Source organism: Streptomyces sp. NPDC057697, from assembly GCF_042799335.1.
GTDB lineage: Bacteria > Actinomycetota > Actinomycetes > Streptomycetales > Streptomycetaceae > Streptomyces.
Genome location: NZ_JBHVJA010000004.1, coordinates 16,195 through 37,026, shown reverse-complemented (window position 1 = coordinate 37,026; position 20,832 = coordinate 16,195). Strand labels below are relative to the sequence as shown.

17 protein-coding genes are annotated in these 20,832 nt (G+C 73.4%); 10 read left to right on the top strand and 7 right to left on the bottom strand.

Annotation, left to right across the window (positions count from 1 at the left end; genetic code table 11):
* Window positions 1-311: 311 nt before the first annotated feature.
* From ACFVFH_RS13470 to ACFVFH_RS13455, 4 genes are all read left to right on the top strand, one after another.
* Entirely contained in the window at window positions 312-3,563 is a 3,252-nt protein-coding gene (locus tag ACFVFH_RS13470; protein WP_383766909.1) for a BTAD domain-containing putative transcriptional regulator, read from the top strand.
* 318 nt (window positions 3,564-3,881) lie between these two features.
* Complete coding sequence (locus ACFVFH_RS13465) at window positions 3,882-4,379, top strand: DUF6643 family protein (protein WP_383766907.1); 498 nt, start codon at window positions 3,882-3,884, stop codon at window positions 4,377-4,379.
* Between the two features lie 268 nt (window positions 4,380-4,647).
* Window positions 4,648-5,214, top strand: coding sequence for a DUF3592 domain-containing protein (locus ACFVFH_RS13460; protein ID WP_383766904.1), 567 nt, complete (start codon window positions 4,648-4,650; stop codon window positions 5,212-5,214).
* Between the two features lie 152 nt (window positions 5,215-5,366).
* Entirely contained in the window at window positions 5,367-7,805 is a 2,439-nt protein-coding gene (locus ACFVFH_RS13455) for a right-handed parallel beta-helix repeat-containing protein (protein WP_383766902.1), read from the top strand.
* On the opposite strand, the gene ACFVFH_RS13450 is transcribed toward ACFVFH_RS13455, so the two are convergent.
* Complete coding sequence (locus tag ACFVFH_RS13450) at window positions 7,775-10,177, bottom strand: hypothetical protein (RefSeq protein ID WP_383766899.1); 2,403 nt, start codon at window positions 10,175-10,177, stop codon at window positions 7,775-7,777. The genes ACFVFH_RS13455 and ACFVFH_RS13450 overlap by 31 nt on opposite strands.
* 186 nt (window positions 10,178-10,363) lie before the next feature.
* Here ACFVFH_RS13450 and ACFVFH_RS13445 point away from each other — a divergent pair, with 186 nt between their 5' ends.
* The 3 genes from ACFVFH_RS13445 to ACFVFH_RS13435 all read left to right on the top strand — a co-directional run bounded on the left by ACFVFH_RS13445 (window position 10,364) and on the right by ACFVFH_RS13435 (window position 12,329).
* Window positions 10,364-11,200, top strand: a complete 837-nt coding sequence (locus ACFVFH_RS13445) for a DeoR/GlpR family DNA-binding transcription regulator (protein ID WP_383766896.1) — start codon at window positions 10,364-10,366, stop codon at window positions 11,198-11,200.
* 85 nt (window positions 11,201-11,285) lie between these two features.
* On the top strand, window positions 11,286-11,738 hold the full coding sequence (locus ACFVFH_RS13440) for an SRPBCC family protein (protein WP_383766894.1): 453 nt from the start codon (window positions 11,286-11,288) through the stop codon (window positions 11,736-11,738).
* A gap of 111 nt (window positions 11,739-11,849) precedes the next feature.
* Entirely contained in the window at window positions 11,850-12,329 is a 480-nt protein-coding gene (locus ACFVFH_RS13435; protein ID WP_383766891.1) for an SRPBCC family protein, read from the top strand.
* 30 nt (window positions 12,330-12,359) lie between these two features.
* Here the strand turns inward: ACFVFH_RS13435 and ACFVFH_RS13430 are convergent, their stop codons facing one another.
* Window positions 12,360-13,490, bottom strand: a complete 1,131-nt coding sequence (locus tag ACFVFH_RS13430; protein ID WP_383766888.1) for a PLP-dependent cysteine synthase family protein — start codon at window positions 13,488-13,490, stop codon at window positions 12,360-12,362.
* A gap of 204 nt (window positions 13,491-13,694) precedes the next feature.
* Here ACFVFH_RS13430 and ACFVFH_RS13425 point away from each other — a divergent pair, with 204 nt between their 5' ends.
* Window positions 13,695-14,012, top strand: coding sequence for a hypothetical protein (locus tag ACFVFH_RS13425; RefSeq protein WP_383766885.1), 318 nt, complete (start codon window positions 13,695-13,697; stop codon window positions 14,010-14,012).
* A 186-nt stretch (window positions 14,013-14,198) separates the two neighbouring features.
* Window positions 14,199-14,720 (top strand): ATP-binding protein, encoded by a 522-nt coding sequence (locus tag ACFVFH_RS13420; RefSeq protein WP_383766882.1) that lies wholly within the window; start codon window positions 14,199-14,201, stop codon window positions 14,718-14,720.
* A gap of 104 nt (window positions 14,721-14,824) precedes the next feature.
* Here ACFVFH_RS13420 and ACFVFH_RS13415 read toward each other — a convergent pair whose 3' ends face one another.
* From ACFVFH_RS13415 to ACFVFH_RS13405, 3 genes are all read right to left on the bottom strand, one after another.
* A complete protein-coding gene (locus ACFVFH_RS13415) occupies window positions 14,825-15,115 on the bottom strand; it encodes an SHOCT domain-containing protein (RefSeq protein ID WP_383766880.1) in 291 nt (96 codons plus the stop codon).
* Window positions 15,116-15,349: 234 nt separating this feature from the next.
* Entirely contained in the window at window positions 15,350-15,778 is a 429-nt protein-coding gene (locus ACFVFH_RS13410; protein WP_383766877.1) for a hypothetical protein, read from the bottom strand.
* Between the two features lie 237 nt (window positions 15,779-16,015).
* The gene (locus ACFVFH_RS13405; RefSeq protein ID WP_383766875.1) at window positions 16,016-17,230 is read right to left on the bottom strand and encodes an ROK family protein; all 1,215 of its coding nucleotides are present in this window, start codon (window positions 17,228-17,230) and stop codon (window positions 16,016-16,018) included.
* A 108-nt stretch (window positions 17,231-17,338) separates the two neighbouring features.
* Here ACFVFH_RS13405 and ACFVFH_RS13400 point away from each other — a divergent pair, with 108 nt between their 5' ends.
* On the top strand, window positions 17,339-18,556 hold the full coding sequence (locus tag ACFVFH_RS13400; RefSeq protein WP_383766873.1) for an MFS transporter: 1,218 nt from the start codon (window positions 17,339-17,341) through the stop codon (window positions 18,554-18,556).
* Window positions 18,557-18,816: 260 nt separating this feature from the next.
* Here the strand turns inward: ACFVFH_RS13400 and ACFVFH_RS13395 are convergent, their stop codons facing one another.
* Both ACFVFH_RS13395 and ACFVFH_RS13390 read right to left on the bottom strand, forming a co-directional pair.
* Window positions 18,817-19,482, bottom strand: a complete 666-nt coding sequence (locus ACFVFH_RS13395) for a response regulator (RefSeq protein WP_383766870.1) — start codon at window positions 19,480-19,482, stop codon at window positions 18,817-18,819.
* Window positions 19,479-20,738 (bottom strand): sensor histidine kinase, encoded by a 1,260-nt coding sequence (locus ACFVFH_RS13390; protein WP_383766868.1) that lies wholly within the window; start codon window positions 20,736-20,738, stop codon window positions 19,479-19,481. Before ACFVFH_RS13390 ends, ACFVFH_RS13395 begins: the two co-directional genes overlap by 4 nt.
* Window positions 20,739-20,832: the final 94 nt, after the last annotated feature.

Sequence of the window (20,832 nt, the reverse complement as noted above, 5' to 3'; positions counted from 1 at the left end):
GCGGTCCACTGGCCGGAATGCTGAAGGCCCGGCACGATCGCTGGTCCGGTCCCTTGCCTGACACCTGCCGTTCACTTGCCGGTCACCTCGGCACGCAGGAGAAGCACATTGCCAATTCAGTGATCGCTTATTGGCCATTCATCAGCCCAATCACATGACAGAACACCTACTGTTCTAGGATCAATTCTCCGGAGAAGTCTCAAGCGTGCGAACGAATGGGGCCGAAGATGTCTGCACGTCAGGCACGGAGCACACTGCCGCCGCCACCGTCTGCCGCCCGCTCCGGACCGGTGCTGCAGGTTCTGGGACCCATGTCGGCCCAGTACGCGGGGCACGACATCCCGCTCGGCCCGCCGCGTCGCAGAACGCTGCTCGCGCTCCTGCTGATCAGGCTGGGCCGGGTCGTCCCCACCACCGTGCTCATCGAGGAGCTCTGGCGGGAGGAGCCGCCGCGGCGGGCCGTCGCCACCCTGCAGAGCCACATCTCCCATCTGCGCCGGGCGCTGGCCCCCGCGGCCGGTCCCGACCGGTCGGCGGTCCTGCGCTACCGGGCCCCCGGATACGTCCTCGAACTGCCTCCGGAGCAGGTGGACGTCCACCAGTTCGAGCAGCTCTTCTCCACGGGGCGGCGCTCCCTCTCCCAGGATCCCGTCGCGGCCCGCGACCGGCTCACCCGGGCGCTCGCGCTGTGGCGCGGCTCCCCCTACGCCGAGTTCATCGCCCACCCGCCGCTCGCCGACGAGAGCACCCGGCTGGAACAGGTCCGGCTCACCGCCCTGGAGGCCGCCGCGGAGGCCGGGCTCGTCCTGGGCAGAACGGCGGAGGTGGTCACGGAACTGGAACGCGAGGTGCGTCAGCACCCCACCCGGGAACGCCTGGTGGGCCATCTGATGACCGCGCTGTTCCGGTCGGGCCGTCAGGCGGAGGCGCTGGAGGTGTACGAATGGACCCGCAGCTATCTGGTCGAGGAATACGGCGTGGACACGACGGCCGAACTCCAGCGCCTGCACACCGCCCTCCTCCGGCAGGAACTCGGTGAACAGCGGACCCAGACCGTGCTGAGCGAGGAACTGCCGCTCAGGGCCACCGAATTCGCCCGGCCCATCCGGACCGTGCTGTCCGGCGGGACGGAGCGGGCGGCGCGGGTGTCCCCCGCGGCCGGGAAGACCGCCATGCGCGCCGCGGGACAGCCGCAGGAACCGGACCGTACGGCACCGGCCACGTCCACCGCCCCCGGGCTCCCCCTCTTCGAACCCGTGCTGCCCCCGCCGTTGACGGGCCGGGAACGGGAGTTGCGGCGCCTGGTCGCCGCAACGGCCGGAGCGGCGACGGGCCGTGGCCATCTCGCCTGCGTCTTCGGCTCGTCCGGGCTGGGCAAGTCCCACCTCATGATGGAGCTCGTCCGGCGCCTCCAGAGTGTCGACGAGAGCATGGAGACGGTCCGGAGCAGCTGCTTCTCCGGCGAGGGGGTCCCGCCGTACTGGCTGTGGACCCAGGTGCTGCGGCGGCTGTCGGCGGCGCGACCGGACGCCTTCGCGGCCGCTGCCGCGCCGTTCGGCCCGCTGCTCGCCCCACTGCTGCCCGGACCGCAGGCCGGGGCCGGGAGCGGCCACGGCCCCGACGCCTCACCGAGCCCCTTCCGGGTCCACGACGCGCTGTGCGAAGTGCTGCTCTCGCTGGCAGCGCAGCGGCCGCTGGTGCTGGTGCTGGAGGACGTGCACTGGGCGGACACCGTCTCCCTGGACCTGCTCCGGCTGCTGACCACCCGGCGCCAGGGGCACCCCCTGAGCATCGTGCTGACCGGCTGGGACCTGGAGGCCTGGCCCGACGCCTCGCGGTTCCGGGTGATGACCGAGGTGCTCAAGGGCCCGGACGCGGAGATCCTGCGGCTCGCCGGACTGGCCCGCTCGGACATCGCCACACTGGTCGACGCGCACGCGGGTCCCGGCGTCGACGAGCGGGTCATCGACGCGCTGCACCGCCAGAGCACGGGCAGCCCGTACTTCGTCCTGCAGATGCTCTCCCTGCTCTGCGACGCCAGGGACCTGCGCGAGCCCGGCGCCACGGACGAGATCCTCACCCTGATCGTGACGTGCGCGCGCAAGGTACTGCGCCAGGAGTTCGCCATGCTGCCGGAACCGGTCCTGCGGCTCCTGCGGCTCTGCGCGGTCGTCGCACCCGATATCGACCTGGACGCGGTCTGCCGTGCCACCGGCGGCAATTCGGCCGTCGCGCTGGTGGAGTCGGCCGTCCGGTACGGTCTGCTCGCCCCCGACCACCGGCGCGCCGGAGGGCTCCGCCTCGGCCCTCCCCAGGCCCAGGAGGTGCTGGTCGGCGAGCTGACGGAGGAGGAGCGCCAACGACTGCACGCCCGGTACGCCGACGCGCTCTCCCCGTACGTCCGGGTCGGGGGCGACCCTGCGGAGACCGAGCGTGTCGCCCACCACGCCTGGCTCGCCAAGGACGTCATGCCCGCGAAGCGGGTGCTGCCCTGGCTCCTGCGCGCGGCGGAGAACACGGAACTGCGTCTGGCCTCCGAGGAGCGCGAGATGTGGCTGCGGCGCGCGGTCGGCATGGCCGGCGCGCTGCCCGACGGCACGACCGCCCGCGATCTGAAGCAGCGGCTCCACCTGGAGCTGGGCCATGTGCTGGGGCAGGTGCGCGGCTTCGGTGACGCCGAGGCGGAGGCGGAGATCACCCGGGGGCGCGCCCCGGATACGACGCCCCATGCGCCGGACGACCCGGCGGTCCTGTCGACGCTGGCCATGTCGCTCCTCGTCCGCGGCCGCTACGACGAGTCACGGCAGCTGTCCGTCCTGCTGAGGAACATCGCCGAGCGCACCGACGGCCCGACGGCCCGGCTCGGCGCGGCGTACGGCGAGGGCATGGCGCTGCTCGTCCGCGGGCACCTGCCCGACGCGCTCAAAGAGCTGGAACAGGGGGCGGAGCTGGCGGAGCGGCTCGCCCGCGAGGGCCGATTACCGGAGGGAACGTACCGGTCCGACCCACGCGTCTACTTCCGCTGCCACTGCGTCCTCGCCCACTGGCTGCTGGACGACCGCGCGGCGGCCGCGGAACAGCGCCGTCGCCTGCTGCGGCTGACGCAGCACGAGGGCAGGCCGTGGGACCGGATCCATGCCCTCTACGTCGACGCGGTCGTGGCCGCCTGGGAGGGCGACGTGGAGACGGCGCGGGCCTCCGGCACCGAGGGCGTCGGGCTGGCCGTCGAGCACGGGTTGTCCTACTGGAAGGCGATGGTCCACCTGCCGTTGGGCTGGGCCCTCACGTACACCGGCCGCCGGGAGGGGATCTCGGCCATGAAGAACGCGCTGGCCGAACTGCGGCGGTCCAGGGCGCACATACGCCTCCCGCTCCACCTCGGGCTGCTGGCTCAGGCCCAGGACCACGCCGGGCAGCGGGAGGACGCCGTGGACACCCTGCGCACGATGGTCGCGGTGGTCGAGCACCGGCACGAGTACGCGTACCTCAACCCCGCGCTGCCCGCCACGCGCCTGCTGCACGAACTTCTGGGCCCGGAGTCGACAGAAACGGTACTGCCGTGACGGTCCCGAGGTACATGTACGACGCACGCGCGCCGGCCGGCTGATCGCGGCATCGGCGGGCCCCTCGCGGACCTGATGCGAATAGCGCCCGTGGGTGCGCCCGGCAATCAGGCAATGGGCCACCGGCGTTCCAGATCTTGTGGGGCGGAGAGAAACTCCACAGGCGTGCCCATAGGGCCCGTCCAACGAAAAAGTTCCCATTGCCAACAGAACCCTTATCGAATTTTTAGCAGGGCGGACAGCCAGAATCAGCGTAAAACGGATGCCCCCGAGATGGGGACTCCCCAACCGGCTCGTCGTGGGCTTAACTTAGGTGTCATGACCTCCCCTCGCTCCACCTACGGTGGCGGCTACTACGCCGCGCCGTCGTTCCCCGACACTCCGATCTACGACTCCCTGGTCGCGGAGCGGGGCACCCCTCAGATCGCTCCGATCCGAGTGCCTGCCGCCTATGACACCGGCAACAGCTATCTGCCGGCTCTCCCGGCGGCGCTGCCGGCTCTTCCCGCGGCTCCTTCCCAGCCCCTTCCGTCGTACGGCTACCAGCAGCCGGCCGCTCAGCAGGGTTACGCGCCGATGCAGCCCGCGCAGCTGCAACACGCCCCGGCGCCGTACATCCCGCAGCAGCCGTCCGCGGCCCGCGGCGGATATCAGGCGCCCCATCCGCAGCAGCAACAGCCGCGGCCCGCACCGGGCACGGGCTACGAGGCGATGCGCCCGGCGTCGCCTCGACCGGCCCCGGCGCCGCGTCAGGCCCCGGCGCCCTCGCCCTACGAGGACCCGTACAACCGCCCGTACCAGGGCCGGGGGTACTGAACCGACGGTCACGCACGGTCGCGCGGAGTCGTCGTCGAGCCATGGGGACTCGACGGCGGCTTCGGTGTCTGCGCGGCGGACGGGCCGTCAGCCGCTCCGGGGGGTGCGGGAACTGACGGGGCGACCGGTGCGTTGACCGGGGTGAGGTTGCTCTCGCTCCGCCGGCTTCCGCCGGCGAAGCATCCCGTGTCCGGTCAGGACGGACACGGAAAGGGGGTGCAGGACTGTGCGAGCGGTCACGGGTGTGTGGCGCTGGCGGCACAATCCCGTGCGTCGCGCCACCGACCGGCGCGAGGCATGGGTGGCCCTCGTCGCGTTGCTCCTCGTGGTGCTGGCGGCGCCGGCCCTGGGCTGGGTGTGCGGGGCGCAGACCGACGACGCCCTGCAACGCTCGGCACGGGCCCAGCGGGCCGGGCGCCATGCCACCACCGCGGTCGTCGAGCACCGGTCGCTGCGCGCGCCCCGGCACCTCGCCGATCCCGAGGTCTCCTCGGAGCACGCCGCGCAGACCTCGGTGGTGGCCCGCTGGAAGGCCCCGGACGGCACGATCCGTCGCGGCACGGCGCTGACCGCCTCCCGGCGGACCGGCCCCGGCGCCCGGGTGGAGATCTGGACGGACTCCGCGGGCCGCCCGGTATCACGCCCCATGGACGCCGCCACCGCCCGCGCCCACGCGGTGCTGGCCGGGATCGGGGCGATGCTGCTCGCCGCCGGACTGGTCGAGTGCGTACGGCGGCTGATCGTCCGGCACATGATGAAGGGCCGGTACACCCGGATCGACCGGGACTGGGCCGAGGCCGGTCCGGACTGGGGCAGGACGGGAGCCGGCAGCTGATCAGCTGCTGATCGGGTCAACTCCCGCCCGTCATGCGCGCTACGGTGGACCGGCCCGCCCGCTTTCCCGGTGGGCGGTCCCGCGATTCGCCGCTGCCGCATGGCCGGTGACGCGGGCATCACGCACGCACGAGGTGGGGGCACAACAGCGCCATGGCACAGGGCACGGTCCAGGTGACGCACACCGGAACATCGCGGTGGCGGCGCCGCACAGGCGAATACGCCTCCCTCACCGCAGCCCTGGAGGCCGCGGCCGACGGCGATGTACTCACCGTCGCACCGGGCACCTACCGGGAGAATCTGGTCCTGCACCGCGCGGTGACCCTGCGCGGGCCCGAGGGGTCCGTCGGATCCGTGCGGATCGCGCCGGCCGACGGCGTACCGCTGACCATCCGTGCCGCCGCCGTCGTCTCGGACCTGCATGTGGAGGGCCAGGACTCGACGGCCCCCGCGCTGCTGGTCGAGGACGGCGCCCCGGAGATCGCGGACCTGCGGATCGTGACCCGCTCCGCCGCCGGGATCGAGGTACGCGGCACGGCCCGGCCCGCCGTGCGCCGCTGCACGGTCGACAACCCCGCCGGGGTCGGCATCGCGGTGCTCGACGGCGCGGGCGGGGTGTTCGAGGAGTGCGAGGTCGTCTCCGCCGGGCAGTCCGGTGTCTCGGTGCGCGACGGCGCGCATCCGCGGCTGGAGCGCTGCCGGATCCACCACGCGTCCGGCGCCGGTCTGAGCGTCACCGGGGAGGGCAGCGGGCTGGAGGGCTTCGGCTGCGAGGTGTACGAGATCAAGGGCAGCGGCATACAGGTCACCGCCCGCGCGGCCGCGCACCTCACCGACTGCACGGTGCACCGCACTTCGGCGGACGGCGTCACGCTCGACACCGACGCGGTACTGACGCTCGCCGACTGCGACATCCACGACATCCCGGAGAACGCGGTGGATCTGCGCTCCCGTTCGGTGCTCACGCTGACCCGCTCGACGGTGCGCCGCTTCGGCCGCAACGGTCTCTCCGTCTGGGATCCCGGGACCCGGGTGGATGCCAACCAGTGCGAGATCCATGACAGCACGGGCGACTACCCCGCGGTCTGGGTGAGCGACGGGGCGACCGTGATACTGGACTCCTGCCGGGTCCACGACGTTCCGGACGCCATCTTCGTGCTCGACCGCGGCTCGCGCGCCGATGTCGTCGACAGCGATCTCTCCCAGGTCCGCAACACCGCGGTGTCGGTGAGCGACGGGGCGACCGCGCAGCTGGACGACTGCCGCATCCGTGAGGCGTCCACCGGCGCCTGGTTCCGCGACCACGGCAGCGGCGGCACGCTCAACAACTGCACCATCGACACGGCGCAGACCGGAGTGATCGTCACCAAGGGCGCCGACCCGGTGATCGAGCGGTGCACGGTCACCGCCCCCGCCGAGGCCGGTTTCTACGTCTCCGCCGAGGGCCGTGGCACGTTCCACGGCTGCCGGGTCACCGGCAGCGACGGCTACGGCTTCCATGTGATGGACGGCTGCCGCACGACGCTGACCCGTTGCCGCACCGAGCGGTGCGCGCGCGGTGGGTACGAGTTCGCCGAGCCGCCCGCGGCCCCGGGCGACGGCCAGGGCACCGGCCCCGTCGTGGAGGACTGCACCAGCGACGAGAGCGCGCTGCGTACCCCCGCTCCCCCGGCGCCCACCGTCCTGACGGCGACCCAGTCGGCCCCGGGGCTGCTGGGCGGGGTCCCGGGACAGCGGGCCGTCGAGCCCGCCCCGGCCGAGGTGCCCGCCGCCGGGCCGGCGCGCTCGTCGGACGCGGTGCTCGGGGAACTGGACGCGCTGGTGGGCCTGGACAGCGTCAAGCGGGAGGTGCGTGCCCTCACCGACATGATCGAGGTGGGCCGCCGGCGCCAGGAGGCCGGGCTCAAGGCCGCCTCGGTCCGGCGCCACCTCGTCTTCACCGGTTCCCCCGGTACCGGCAAGACCACCGTGGCCCGGCTGTACGGCGAGATCCTCGCCTCGCTCGGGGTTCTGGAGCGGGGCCATCTGATCGAGGTGTCGCGGGTCGATCTGGTCGGCGAGCACATCGGCTCGACCGCCATCCGTACCCAGGAGGCCTTCGACCGGGCGCGCGGCGGGGTGCTCTTCGTGGACGAGGCCTACGCCCTGTCGCCGGAGGACTCCGGCCGGGACTTCGGCCGGGAGGCGATCGACACGCTGGTGAAGCTGATGGAGGACCACCGGGACGCGGTGGTCGTCATCGTGGCGGGCTACACCCACGAGATGGAGCGGTTCCTCACCGTCAACCCCGGTGTGGCGTCCCGTTTCTCCCGGACCATCACCTTCAGCGACTACGAGCCGGCCGAACTGCTGCGGATCGTCGGGCAGCAGGCCGACGAGCACGAGTACAGCCTGGCCTCCGGGACCGGAGAGGCACTGCTGAAGTACTTCACCGAGCTTCCCAAGGGTCCGGCGTTCGGCAACGGCCGCACCGCGCGCCAGACCTTCGAGTCGATGGTGGAGCGGCATGCGGGGCGGGTCGCCCAGCTCGCCGAGCCGAGCACGGACGACCTCACCCTGCTCTACCCCGAGGACTTGCCGGAGCTGCCCTGACCCGGCGCGGTCCGGGGGCCGTCCGCCCCGTCGGCCTGGCGGGGCAGGACGGGGTCGAGCCGTTCCAGCAGCGCGGCCCGCTCCTGGGCGAAGACCGGGTCTGCCTGGTATTCCGAGTGGCCCAGGACGGCTTCCGGGAGCGGGTGTTCGGGGGTCCGCCCGTAGACCAGGGGGTCCCTCAGCGGCCCTCGGTCCACCCCGGGGCCGGGCGCCCCGTCGAGTCCGACCCGCCCGCCGATCGGGTCGGTGGCCCGCCACAGGTTGCGCCAGCAGTGCACGGTCCGGTGCAGCGCGTGCAGCGGTCCGGGGCCGAAGTAGGCCGGGAACCAGCGCCCGTACAGTCGCTCGATCGGCGAGCCGTAGGTGAGCAGGGCGACTCGGCTGCGGGTGTGGGCGGGCAGTTGCCAGACCGCGGCCGCCGCGAGGACGCTGCCCTGGGAGTGCCCGGAGATGACGAGCCTGCCGCGGGTGAGGCCGGTCCAGCCGGACATCCGTGACGCGAGGTCGGGTACGGCGCGCTCGGCGTAGCAGGGCGGCGCGAAGGGGTGGGCGGCGCGCGGCCAGAACGTGCCCACGTCCCAGAGGATGCCGATGGTGCGCCGGGCCGAGGCGTCGCGGTAGGCGCGTCGGCCCCAGGTGACGAAGAGTATGAAGCCGAGTCCGACCATCCAGGAGCCGGTGGACTGGGCGGCCTGGGCGACCGACTCGATGAACGGGCCGTCGCCCTTCATCGCGAGCCCGGGTACCTCCCCGCTCAGCCAGGCCCCGCAGACCGCCGCCGCGCCGAGCAGCAGGGTGGCGCCGCAGACCGGGCCGAGGATCCAGGGCGTGGAGTCGGTGAGGGCTGCGGCGGCCTGGATCCGGGCGATCTGCCGGGTCCGGGCGGGCTCGGGGCGTTCGTCCGCGTACTCCCGGTCGATCCCGGGCTCCAGGGCGCGGGCGGCGAGCCAGGTCCGTACGAGCAGCAGGAGGGCGGGGACGGCCAGCAGCACCAGGAGGACGGGGATGACCGATGCCTGCCAGCTGAGCAGCACCGGCGGCCCCTCGATGACGGAGCCGCGGCCCATGCCGGGGGTGCCGGGGCCGTCCAGCCAGTCGGCGACGCGCTGGGAGACGCCACCGCTCATGACTCCGCCGAGGGCGCAGGCGAGCATCGCGACCACGGGGCCGCCGAGCCCGAACATGACGGTGCGGGGTTCGGGGGTGCGGCGGTAGAGGCCCAGTGAGACCAGGGCGAGTACGACGACGAGTGCCCCCTGGCCGACGGTGACGACGCTGAAGGCGAGGTCTCCGGGCAGGGCACCGGACGAGACCCAGCCGGGGCGGGACCAGGCGGCGTAGGCCGCGGCGAGGACGAGCAGGGCCAGGGCGGCGCCGGGCAGATAGGTGATGAGGGCGCGGTCGAGCCGGTTGTCGAGGCGCCGTTCGCTGCGGCCCCGGCGGCAGACCACCCAGACCACGACGAGGGCGCCCAGGACCAGCGCCGCCTCGATCAGCCGCCCGACGATGCCGGGCACCGGGCCGGTGACGGCGCGGTCGTGGCGGGCGGCGGCGCCCGCGACCGATGCGGCGACGGTGAGGAATCCGGCGGCGGTGTGGGCGGCGCGGAGCCGGGCGACCAGTCGGCGGCCGTACCAGAATCCGGGCCGGCCGAGGGCGGGGCGGCCGAACGGCGTGGAGCCGGTGGCGGCCGGGGAGGGTTCGGGCGCCGTGTCGGGGTCGTCGTCGTCCGGTTCGGTTCCGGTGAGCGGGCGCTGTGACTCGTACGCGCTCCAGGTCCGGTTGGACAGGAACCACAGGAGCGCCACCAGGGCGGTGGGCACCAGGGCGGCGAGGGCGAGCCTGCGGCCCGGCTGGGACCACCAGCCGCCCTGCGCCGCGGACAGGAAGCCGAGCCAGGACCGCTGGTCGGAGCAGTCCGGTACGCCCGCGCACTGCCAGGCGGTCAGATCGAGCGCGACCTCGCAGGCCGCCGCGGTCAGCAGGACGGTGAGGCTGAGCGCGAGGAGCCGGACGAGCACTCCGTACAGGCGCACCGCCCGGTTCCGGGACCGTGCGGTGGGGCGCATCCAGTGGGCGAGGTTGACCACCATGAAGGGGAGCAGCAGCAGCCACAGGGCGCGGGAGCCGTTGCCGGAGGTCAGGTTGGACCAGCAGTATGCCTCGGCGATGGGCCGGTCGCGGTACCGCTCCGGGTGCTGTTCGGCGTCCGTGTCCTCGGCCCGCCGGTAGATGGCGGCGGTCGCGTCGCCGGTGATGCGGACCGTACGCGGGTCGTCGAGCATCTCCTGGGGGGTGGCGCCGCCCACGCCGTGGACCAGGAGTTCCAGCGCGGGCCCCGGACTCTGCGGGGCCTGGGTGGCAGGTGGCACTGGGGTGACTCGCTCTCTCGTTCGTGGGGGGAGTGCTGACGCGTGGTCACCGGAATCGTGACAGAGGAACGGTGGCCGCATCTCTCTCACGGAATCTCCCCAGTGCGGCGGCCGGCGACACCGCGTGCGAGGATGACCCCGTTCGAAGAGGCTGCCGCACGGCCAGAGGGAAGGACCGGACCGGCGTTGAGCGAGAATCAGAACCTGCTCGCGGAGCAGCGGCGTGCCCTGATCCTCGACGAGGTGCGCAGGCGCGGCGGGGTCCGGGTCAATGAGCTGACCCGCAGGCTGAACGTCTCCGACATGACGGTGCGCCGGGACCTGGACGCGCTGGCCCGCCAGGGGGTCGTCGAGAAGGTGCACGGCGGGGCCGTTCCGGTGGTCGAGGCCAGTACGCACGAGCCCGGTTTCGAGGCGAAGTCGGCGCTGGAGCTGACCGCCAAGGAGGACATCGCGCGGGCGGCGGCGGCGATGGCGGTGCCCGGCAGCGCGATCGCGCTCTCCGGCGGTACGACCACGTACGCGCTCGCGCAGCAGCTGCTGGACGTCCCCGATCTGACGGTGGTGACCAACTCGGTGCGGGTCGCCGATGTCTTCCATGCCGCGCAGCGGGCGGGGGGCGCGTCCGGGACGCGGCCCGGGGCCGCGACGGTGGTGCTGACCGGTGGGGTGCGGACCCCTTCGGACTCGCTGGTCGGTCCGGTCGCCGATCAGGCGATCGCCTCCCTCCATTTCGATGTGCTGTTCCTCGGGGTGCACGGGATCTCGGTGGAGGCCGGGCTCTCGACGCCGAATCTCGCGGAGGCGGAGACCAACCGCCGTTTCGTCCAGTCGGCCCGGCGGGTGGTGGTGGTCGCCGACCACACCAAGTGGGGCACGGTGGGCCTGAGTTCGTTCGCGGCGCTGGAGCAGGTGGACACGTTCGTGACGGACGCGGGGCTGTCGGCCGCCGCCCGTACGGAGATCGAGGAGCATCTGCCGGGCCTGGTGGTGACGGGCGGGGACGCGGACGGCGACGCCTGAGCGGCCGGGGCCACGGGGTTCCGTCCGGCCGGCGCCGGGCGTCGCGCGGGCCGGGGTTCCGCGGGCGAGCCCTTAGGATCGTGGCGTGGCCGTCTTCCGGATCGAGCGCTTCACCTCCTTGCCCGCCGCCGAGTCCTGGCGCCGGGTGACGGACTGGGAACGGCACGCCGCGCAGGTCCCGCTGACCACGATCACCGTCCTTCCGGGGCCGCCGGCCGGGGTCGGGACCGTCTTCGTGGCGCGGACGGGCATCGGGCCGCTGGCGTTCGACGATCCGATGGAAGTGGTGCGGTGGACGCCGCCCACGGCCGGGCGGGCGGGGCTGTGCCGGCTGGAGAAGCGGGGTTCACCGGTCCTGGGCCGGGCGTCGATCGATGTGTATCCGACGGATTCCGGATCCCATGTGGTGTGGGTGGAGGAGCTGGGTGTCCGGCTGCTGCCGCGGTGGGGCGATCCGCTGATCGCGGGGGCGGGCCGACGGATCTTCGGCCGGGTGCTCGACAGTCTGCTGGACCGTCCGGCGCGGCAGCGCCCGTAGCGTGCGGCACGGCCCGGGGCGCTTTTCCGGGGCGTGCGGGGCGGCGACACCTGACGCCCAGTCAGCTATGGTGTGCGCGACCCGTCCACGACCGCACGGGAGGTGCGTTCCATGGCCCGCCGACTCCGTTCCGTGGAGCTCGAATTCGTCGATGCCGCTCCGGTGCGGCTGGTCTTCGCCGCCGAGGTGTCCGCGGCCCCCGAGAAGGTCTACCGCGCGCTCGCCGACGACGTGCCCGGCTGGCCCGGCTGGTTCACCGCCGTGACGGCCGCCCGGCCCACCGAGGGCGGCACGGGACGCGAGATCCGGCTCAGGGGCGGCTTCGTGATCGAGGAGACGATCATGGCCGCGGAGCCCGGGGAGCGGTACGCCTACCGGGCCGACCGGTGCGACGCCCCGGGGATGCGGGCCCTGCTGGAGGAGTGGCGGCTCGCCCCGGCCGGGACCGGCACCCGGGTGCGGTGGACCTTCGCCGCGGACGGTTCCTGGGTCTGCCGAATGGCATTGCGGATGGCCCGGCCGGGGATGGGCCGGGCCTTCCGGACCGCGGTGCGGGCTCTCGACCGGCGGCTGGCCGGGGCCGCGGCCTGAAACCGGCCGCGGCCCGGCGGGGGCGGCCGGTCAGGGCCAGTCGCCGTCGGCCAGGAAGGATTCGATGGTCGCCGTGTACGGGGCGATGTCCAGGCCCTGTTCGGCGAGCCAGCTGTCGGAGTAGTACTTGTCGAGGTAGCGGTCGCCCGGGTCGCAGATCAGGGTGACGACGCTGCCCGTCTCGCCGTGTTCGACCATCTCGGCGACCAGCTTGAACGCGCTCCACAGCCCGGTCCCGGTGGAGCCGCCCGCCTTGCGGCCGATGGCCTTCTCCAGGGCACGCACGGCCGCGACGCTGGCCGCGTCCGGCACCTTCATCATCCGGTCGATGGCGCCGGGCACGAAGCTCGGCTCCATCCGGGGCCTGCCGATGCCCTCGATCCGGGAGCCGCAGTCACTGGTGGCCAGGGGGTCGTGGCGGGTCCAGCCGTCGAAGAAGCAGGAGTTCTCCGGGTCGGGCACACAGATCCGGGTGTCGGACTGCATGTAGTGCACATAGCGGGCGATGGTCGCCGAGGTGCCGCCGGTTCCGGCCGTGGCGACGATCCACGTCGGCTCCGGATAGCGTTCCAGCTTCAGCTGCTGGTAGATCGACTCGGCGATGTTGTTGTTGCCGCGCCAGTCGGTGGCCCGCTCGGCGTAGGTGAACTGGTCCATGTAGTGGCCACCGCTCTCCGCGGCGAGCGTGGCGGACTCCTCGTACATCTTCCGCGAGTCGTCGACGAAATGACATCGTCCGCCGTGGAATTCGATCAGCCGGCACTTCTCGGGGCTGGTGGTGCGGGGCATCACGGCGATGAACGGCACCCCGATCAGCTTGGCGAAGTACGCCTCCGAGACGGCCGTCGACCCGCTGGACGCCTCGATCACCGGCTTGCCCGGACGGATCCAGCCGTTGCAGAGCCCGTAGAGGAAGAGCGAGCGGGCCAGGCGGTGCTTGAGGCTGCCCGTGGGATGCGTCGACTCGTCCTTGAGGTAGAGGTCGATGCCCCAGGCCTCGGGCAGCGGGAAGCGCAGCAGATGGGTGTCCGCCGAGCGGTTGGCGTCGGCCTGGACCTTGCGGACCGCCTCCTTGAGCCAGGCCCGGTACCCGGCGTCGGAGCGGTCGACGTCGATCGTCGTCGCGGCCCGGCCGCCGTCGTCGTGCTTCTCGGTGCCCATCAGCGCGCTCCTCCTCGTGTCCCGTCGCTCTCCCCCACAACCTATTCCCCCTACCTGCACAAACGTTCACTTTGATGCTCCATAGCCCTGCCTTGGCGTCGAAGGGCCCCGCGGCGGCGATTCCGGTCCGGACGTGGCCTGGCGCGCCGCTCCCGGTTTGTGCAGACTTCCCCTCAGAAGCGTCATGAAGGGGGCGAAGCAGTCATGCCGGAAACGGAGTTCAGCGCGACGGGGGTACGGATCGAGCGGTGGGCCCGCTCGCTCACGAGAGCCGGGCAGGTGGTCCTCAAGGACGGCAGGCTGGCCCTGCTGACCAGCAACGGACGGGAGATCGACAGCGCCCCGGTGGGGGCGGTGAGCGCGGGCAGGCCGTGGTTCGCCGGGGCCGGTGCGACCGTGGCCCGCCTCAACGGGACGCGGTACCGGCTGACGATGGGCCAGCGCAACCGCGGGCCGGACCGGACCGGCCCGGCCCGCCGGTTCCTGGAGACGCTGCGCAGCGCGGGCGGACGGATGACCTGACCCGGACGGCGGCACCGGCGGACCGCGAGTTGCGGAGCGGTGACACCTGGGTGACATTGAACACGTCACTCATGGTTCACCGGCGGTGACACTGTGATCCACACCGCCGGGGCCGGATCGGCAGTCGGCCGGCTGCCGGATCCGTTCCTTCGTCTTCTTCCGGACCTATTTCGGGGAGTCGCAGCCGTGATCAGCGAGCCAAGCAGGCACTGCACGGTGGAGCTCCAGGCCCTGCCGTCGCGGATCGGTCAGGTCCGCAGAATCATCTCGGCGCAGTTGCGCTACTGGCATCTCGATCCTCTGATCGACCAGGCGGCGCTCGGCGTCACCGAGCTGCTGACCAATGTCCACCGGCATGCCCAGCCGGACAAATCATGCACCGTCGAGGTCGAGTTGCTGCTCGAACGGCTGACGGTGTCCGTCCACGACCACGACCCCCGGCTGCCGACCGTGCGCCCGCCCAGCATGTCCAGTACGTCGGGACGCGGGCTCGCACTGATCGCCGCCGTCAGCGAGAGCTGGGGCGTCCGCCCGAGGGGCGGGGCCGGGAAGGTCGTCTGGTTCACCCTTTCGGCGCCTTCGCGGTGCGTGGCGCTGCCGCCCCATCCGGTGTACGGGGCGACCACCGACGGGCCGTTCGGCCTGGATCCCGTCACGTTCCTGGGGACCGGCGCACCGTCCGTCGCGCGCTCGGCGGTGGTGGGCTGACCCGACCGGTGCCGGCGGAGGCCGCCGGCACCGGCGCGGCCGGTCGCCGCCTGCCCGATGCCGCCACCGGCGGCGAGGCGGGCTCGGCGGCGGGAACGGCTCGGTCAGGCGACGCTTCTCCTGCTGTCGCTGCCGAACTGCTCGTCCAGGACGGAGAGCCGGCGCCAGTACTCGTCCTCGTCGATGTCACCGGCCGCGAAGCGTCGGCCGAGCAGGGTGATCGGTGAGGATTCGGCGGCTGTCTCGCGGGTGGCCCGGGTCTGCCAGGGTCGTCCTCGGCCCCGCCGCGCGATGCGGCGCAGCAGGGTGGCACCGCCGATGACGACGGCCGCCCAGAAGAGCGGGAAGAACAGGATCCAGGGCCCGGGTCCACCGCTGTGCGCCAGGGTGTTCATCTCGGTCAGCTCCCTCGGTTCAGGGTTCGGGTTCGGGTGTTCCCGATGCTTCCGAGCCTCGCCCGGGGAGGGGCTGCGGGGCGTCGTACGGCCAGCGGCCGTGTGTGTACCCCTGCGGGAGTACGGGGCCGCCGGGCGGCTGCTCCCGGAGGGAAGAGCGGTACGACGAAAAGAGCCCCGCCGCGGATGCGACGAGGGCTCACGGTGGTGCCGGGGCGCGGTTCCCGTCAGGATTCAGCGGTTGCCGGGCTCCATCTGAAGTCTCGTCAGGGCGAACACGATCATGAGGTCGAGCGCCATCATGGGGATGGCCCACGCGGGGTAGTACGGAACGAACATGAACTGGGTGATCAGGCTGACCCCCGCGGCCACCGCACCGGCCCCGCGGCCCCAGCTCCTGTTCCCCAGGACTCCCAGACCGGCCACGACGAGCCCCACTCCGACCACCAGGTGGATCACGCCCCACGCGGTCAGGCCGAACCGATAGGCGTACCCGGACGAGGCGGAGAACAGGGTGTCCTGCGCGATGCCCGCCGCGCCCATCAGAATGCTGAGTGGTCCGCTGAGCATCAGCGCGGCCCCGGCGAACAGGGACGCGCCGCCGACCTTCCCGCCGTCGGACACGCCGTGCCTGGGCCGATTGCTTTCCGGCGTCGCTGTCATGGACGTCGCCTTCCTGTCACAGCGCGGTCACCGACGCACACTGCCGTGCGAAGCCAGCCACGCTCCTCTGCCAGGATCACCGCAATCCTCCGGCGCCGCGACTGCAGGATCCGTGACGCGGGGACGAGGGCGCCCGCGCACCACCCCACCGGCGCGCCGGGCACCGTCGGGCGGCGGGACGGCTCCGCGGGCGTACGGCCCGGCGCGCGGGAGGAGGTACGGCCGCTCGGGGTCCCGTCAGGCGAGCGCGGCCAGCGGATCGTCCAGTACCGGCTGCCAGGCCAGTTCCGCCGCGCCCACCAGGCTGTTGTGGTCGAGCGTGCACGGCAGGATCGGCACGCTGCCGCTGCGGCCCCACAGACTGCGGTCGGCGACCACCGCGCGCAGCCGCTCCGGGTCGGCGTCGAGCAGGGCGCGGTGCAGTCCGCCGAGGACGATGCGGTCCGGGTTGAGGATGTTGACCAGGCCCGCGAGCCCGAGACCGAGGCGGTCGATCAGCTCCTCGGCCGCGCCCCGTACCGCCGCGTCCTCGTACTCCGTGCGCAGCAGATCGCCGGCCTGCTTCAGCAACGACTCCTCCGGGCCGGGTTCGCGGCGGGCGGCGACGAGAAAGGCCAGCGGGTCGGTCTCGACGTCCAGGCAGCCGCGCCCGCCGCAGTGGCAGGGGCGCCCCTCGGGGTTCACCGTGAGATGCCCCACCTCCAGCGCGAGGCCCGAACTCCCGGTGTGCAGGCGGCCGTCGAGGACCAGGGCACCGCCCACGCCCCGGTGCCCGGTGGCCACACAGAGCAGGTGCTGGGCGCCGCGGCCCGCACCGTGCCGGTGTTCCGCGAGCGCGGCGAGATTGACGTCGTTCCCGGTGAACGCGGGCCCGGGGATGCCCGCTTCCCGTACGCAGTCGGCGAAGATCGCGCTCACCGGGGCGCCGGCCGGCCAGGCGATGTGCAGCGGGTTGAGCGCGGTGCCCTCCGGTTCGGCGACCGCCGAGGGCACCGCGAGGCCCGCGCCGACACAGCGCAGCCCGCTGTCCCGCAGCAACCGGGCGCAGTCGTCGACCACTTCACCGATGACCTGCGCCGGGTCCGCCGTGACGGTGACACAGCCGGGCGCGGTGGCCACGAGCCGCCCGCCGAGCCCCACGAGCGCCGCCCGGAATCCATCGGCGTGGACCTGGGCCGCGATGGCGACGGGGCCGGACTCCCGGACCGACAGCCGGTGGGAGGGACGGCCCTGCGAACCGGCCGCGGAACCTGGCCTGGAATCCACCCTGATCAGGCCCAGCGCCTCCAGTTCGGCGGCGACCGCGCCGGCCGTCGCGCGGGTGACGCCGAGCTCGGAGGTGAGGACGGCGCGGGTGGGCGCGCGTCCGGTGTGGACCAGTTCCAGCGCGGGTCCGAGCGCGCTGCGGCCCCTCTCCAACTTTGTCCGGGTGGTGGACACCTTGCCGTTCATGGGGGCGAGTCTCCCACGGTCCCGGGGCGCTCCTGACGCCGTGGTGGCGCGACCGTATCGGTGGCAGCCGTCTTGCGCCCGTTGTCGCGGCGCCCCTATGCTGAGTTTGTGCCGCAACTAAACAAACTGCGGACGGCCCTACCGGGGGGACCGGGCGGAAACCCCGCCGCGCCTCCGTCGGCCCGCCTCCGTACCGCCCTGACCGTGTTCTTCGCCCTGGACGGCTTCCTCTTCGCCGGCTGGGTGGTCCGCATCCCGGCCATCAAGCACCAGACCGGCGCCTCCGCCGCCACCCTGGGCCTCGCCCTGCTCGGAGTCTCCGCCGGGGCGGTGGTGACCATGGTGTTCACCGGCAGGCTGTGCCGGCGCTTCGGCAGTCATCCGGTGACCGTGGTCTGCGGCGTCCTGCTCTCCCTCGCCATCGCGCTGCCCGCGCGGACCGGTTCGGCGCCGGCGCTCGGCCTGGTCCTGCTGGTCTTCGGTGCCGCGTACGGCGGGATGAACGTGGCGATGAACAGCGCGGCGGTCGATCTGGTCGCCGCCCTGAGGCGCCCCGTGATGCCCGGCTTCCACGGCGCTTTCAGCCTCGGCGGGATGGTCGGCGCCGGGCTCGGCGCGCTGGTCGCGGGCGGCCTCTCCCCCGCCGCCCACCTCCTCGCCCTCACCGGGGTCGGGCTCCTGGTCACGGCGGTGGCGGGGCCGGTGCTGCTGCGCCACCCGGCGCCCCGGGCCCCGGCCGGGACCCATGTTCCGGAGCCGCCGCGGCGGTTGAGTCCGAGGGGCCGCCGACTGGTGCTGCTGTTCGGCGTCATCGCGCTCTGCACCGCGTACGGCGAGGGCGCGCTGGCCGACTGGGGAGCGCTCCATCTGGAGCAGGACCTGAACGCCCGCCCCGGCGTCGCGGCCGCCGGATACTCCCTGTTCGCACTCGCCATGACGGCGGGCCGGCTCAGCGGCACGGCGCTGCTCGAACGGCTCGGCCAGACCCGCACCCTCGTCATCGGGGGCGCGACGGCCGCGGCCGGGATGCTGCTCGGCGCGCTCGCCCCCGCCACGTGGCCGGCCCTCCTCGGCTTCGCCGTGACCGGTCTCGGACTGGCCAACATCTTCCCGGTCGCGGTCGGCCGGGCCGGTGAGCTGGCCGGGCCCGGCGGAGTGGCCGCCGCGTCGACGCTGGGCTACGGCGGGATGCTGCTCGGGCCGCCCGCCATCGGCTTCCTGGCCGAATGGTCCTCGCTCCCGGTGGCCCTCACCACGGTCACGGTGCTGGCCGTCGCCGCCTCGGCACTGGGGTACGCGGCGCGCAACGCGACCCCCACGGGGTGAGCGGGCCCACCGCGCCGGGCGGCCGGGCCACTGGCACCGTCGGGGCCATGGACCTCACCGACCACATCGAATACCGGGCCGCCGAGGGCCGGTTGCCGACGGACGCCGTACAGGAGGCGGGGGCCAGGGCGAGGGCCGCCGCGCCGAAGGCGGCCGTGCGGGACCGACCTCCGGCGGGGGAGGGCGCGGGGCCCGGGGCACATGTCCGCGGGCCCCGCGTCCGCGTCCCGGCCGGTTCCGCCCGTGCCGTCGTGTCCGGGTCAGCCGAGCCAGCCCGGCCGGACCAGCCCCGACTCGTAGGCGAGTACGACGAGCTGGGCCCGGTCGCGGGCGCCCAGCTTCACCATGGTGCGGCTGACATGGGTCTTGGCGGTGAGCGGGCTGACGACCAGCCGCCGGGCGATCTCCTCGTTGGAGAGCCCCATCCCGACGAGCGCCATCACCTCCCGTTCCCGCTCGGTGAGCCGGCCGAGCCCGGCCGCCGCCGCGGGCTCCTTGGAGCGCGCCGCGAATTCGGCGATCAGCCGCCGGGTGACCCCGGGCGAGAGCAGCGCGTCGCCGTCCACCACGGCGCGTACGGCGCGCAGCAGTTCCTCCGGTTCGGTGTCCTTGACGAGGAAGCCGGAGGCCCCGGACCTGATCGCCTCGAAGACGTACTCGTCGAGTTCGAAGGTGGTGAGCATGACCACCCTGACCCCGTCCAGCCGGTCGTCCCCGGTGATGGTGCGGGTCGCGGCGAGGCCGTCGAGACGCGGCATCCGGATGTCCATCAGCACGACGTCCGGCCGCAGTTCGCCCACCAGGCGCACGGCCTCCGCCCCGTCCGCGGCCTCGCCGGCCACCTCGATGTCGGACTGGGCGTCCAGCAGGGCCCGGAACCCCGCCCGGACCAGGGACTGGTCGTCGGCGAGCAGTACGCGGATCACGGTGCCTCCTCGTTGTGCGCCTCCGGTCCGGACGGTAGCGGAAGCTCGGCCCGCACCTGGAAGCCGCCGTCGGCCCGGGGGCCCGCCTCGATCGTGCCACCCAGTCCGGCGGCCCGCTCCCGCATCCCCGCCAGCCCGTTGCCGCTGCCTCCGGCGTCGCTTCCGGTGGCGGGGCCCTCGTCATCGACCCGGAGCCGGATGCGGCCGGGCCCGTAGCCGACGCGGACCCGTGCGGTACGCGATCCGGAGTGCCGGACGACGTTCGTCAGCGCCTCCTGCACGATGCGGAAGGCGGCGAGGTCCGCGCCGGGCGGCACCGGCGGCCGTACGCCGTCGGTCTCGACGGTGACGGTCAGTCCGGCGCCCGCCGCCTGCTCGACGAGTTCGGGGAGCCGGTCGAGTCCGGGGGCCGGAGCCCTGGGGGCGTCGCCCGGGGCGCGCAGGGTGGCGAGGACCTGACGCACCTCGCCCAGCGCCTCCTTGCTGGCCGCCTTGATGACGGTGAGGGCCGCACGCGCCTGCTCGGGGTCGGAGTCCAGCAGCGCGAGGCCCACGTTCGACTGGACGTTGATGACGGAGATGCTGTGGGCCAGGACGTCATGGAGTTCGCGCGCCATCCGCAGCCGTTCCTCGTCGGCCCGGCGCTGCTCCGCCGCCTCCCGTTCCGCCCGCCGGTCCGCCCATTGCTCACGGCGTACGCGGACGAACTCGGCGGCCGCGACGATGGCCACCGCCCAGGCGGCGATGCCCAGTTCCTGCCCCCAGGGCGCGCCGTGGTCGCCGGAGGGAGGAAGTCGGCGGTAGAGCCAGTGGGCCATCAGTACGTGCCCCAGCCACACCATGCCGACGGCGGACCAGGCCGCCCGCCGGTGCCCGGAGACGACAGCGGCGAAGCAGCCGACGGCGACGGCCAGGAAGACCGGTCCGTACGGATAGCCGGCCGCCAGATAGACCATCGCGGCGGCCGAGCTGCCGAAGGCCGCCGCGACGGGGTGCCGGTGGCGCAGCAGGAGCACCGCGACGGCGAGGAGGAGCAGCAGCCGTGCGAAGAGGTCCAGCGGGGCCCGCTCGCCCGTCTGCGCGCGGGCCGCGACGGCCGAGCCGGTCATGACGACGGCGCCCAGCAGGATCGTCGACGGCCAGGGCAGCCGGGCGGTGGATCCCCCCGGCGCCCCGGCCCCGGTCAGCCACCGCGGGGGCTCGCCGTGCGCCCGGGGGCGACCGCCACCGCTTCCTTGTGAGCGCTGCTCTTCCATGCGGGCCACGCTAGACCGCGGTTCCCGGCGGGGGCGTCAGCCGGGCGTGGTGGTCACCCGTACTCCGTGGGGAGTACGCCGCCGGGGACCGGGC

Bases quoted from the DNA above. Each gene is read 5' to 3' on its own strand.
- ACFVFH_RS13425 (WP_383766885.1), top strand. From the start codon at position 13,695: ATGCCGGAAACGGAGTTCAGCGCGACGGGGGTACGGATCGAGCGGTGG.
- ACFVFH_RS13410 (WP_383766877.1), bottom strand. From the start codon at position 15,778: ATGACAGCGACGCCGGAAAGCAATCGGCCCAGGCACGGCGTGTCCGAC.
- ACFVFH_RS13470 (WP_383766909.1), top strand. From the start codon at position 312: ATGTCGGCCCAGTACGCGGGGCACGACATCCCGCTCGGCCCGCCGCGT.
- ACFVFH_RS13435 (WP_383766891.1), top strand. From the start codon at position 11,850: ATGGCCCGCCGACTCCGTTCCGTGGAGCTCGAATTCGTCGATGCCGCT.
- ACFVFH_RS13455 (WP_383766902.1), top strand. From the start codon at position 5,367: ATGGCACAGGGCACGGTCCAGGTGACGCACACCGGAACATCGCGGTGG.
- ACFVFH_RS13390 (WP_383766868.1), bottom strand. From the start codon at position 20,738: ATGGAAGAGCAGCGCTCACAAGGAAGCGGTGGCGGTCGCCCCCGGGCG.
- ACFVFH_RS13430 (WP_383766888.1), bottom strand. From the start codon at position 13,490: ATGGGCACCGAGAAGCACGACGACGGCGGCCGGGCCGCGACGACGATC.
- ACFVFH_RS13405 (WP_383766875.1), bottom strand. From the start codon at position 17,230: ATGAACGGCAAGGTGTCCACCACCCGGACAAAGTTGGAGAGGGGCCGC.
- ACFVFH_RS13465 (WP_383766907.1), top strand. From the start codon at position 3,882: ATGACCTCCCCTCGCTCCACCTACGGTGGCGGCTACTACGCCGCGCCG.
- ACFVFH_RS13415 (WP_383766880.1), bottom strand. From the start codon at position 15,115: ATGAACACCCTGGCGCACAGCGGTGGACCCGGGCCCTGGATCCTGTTC.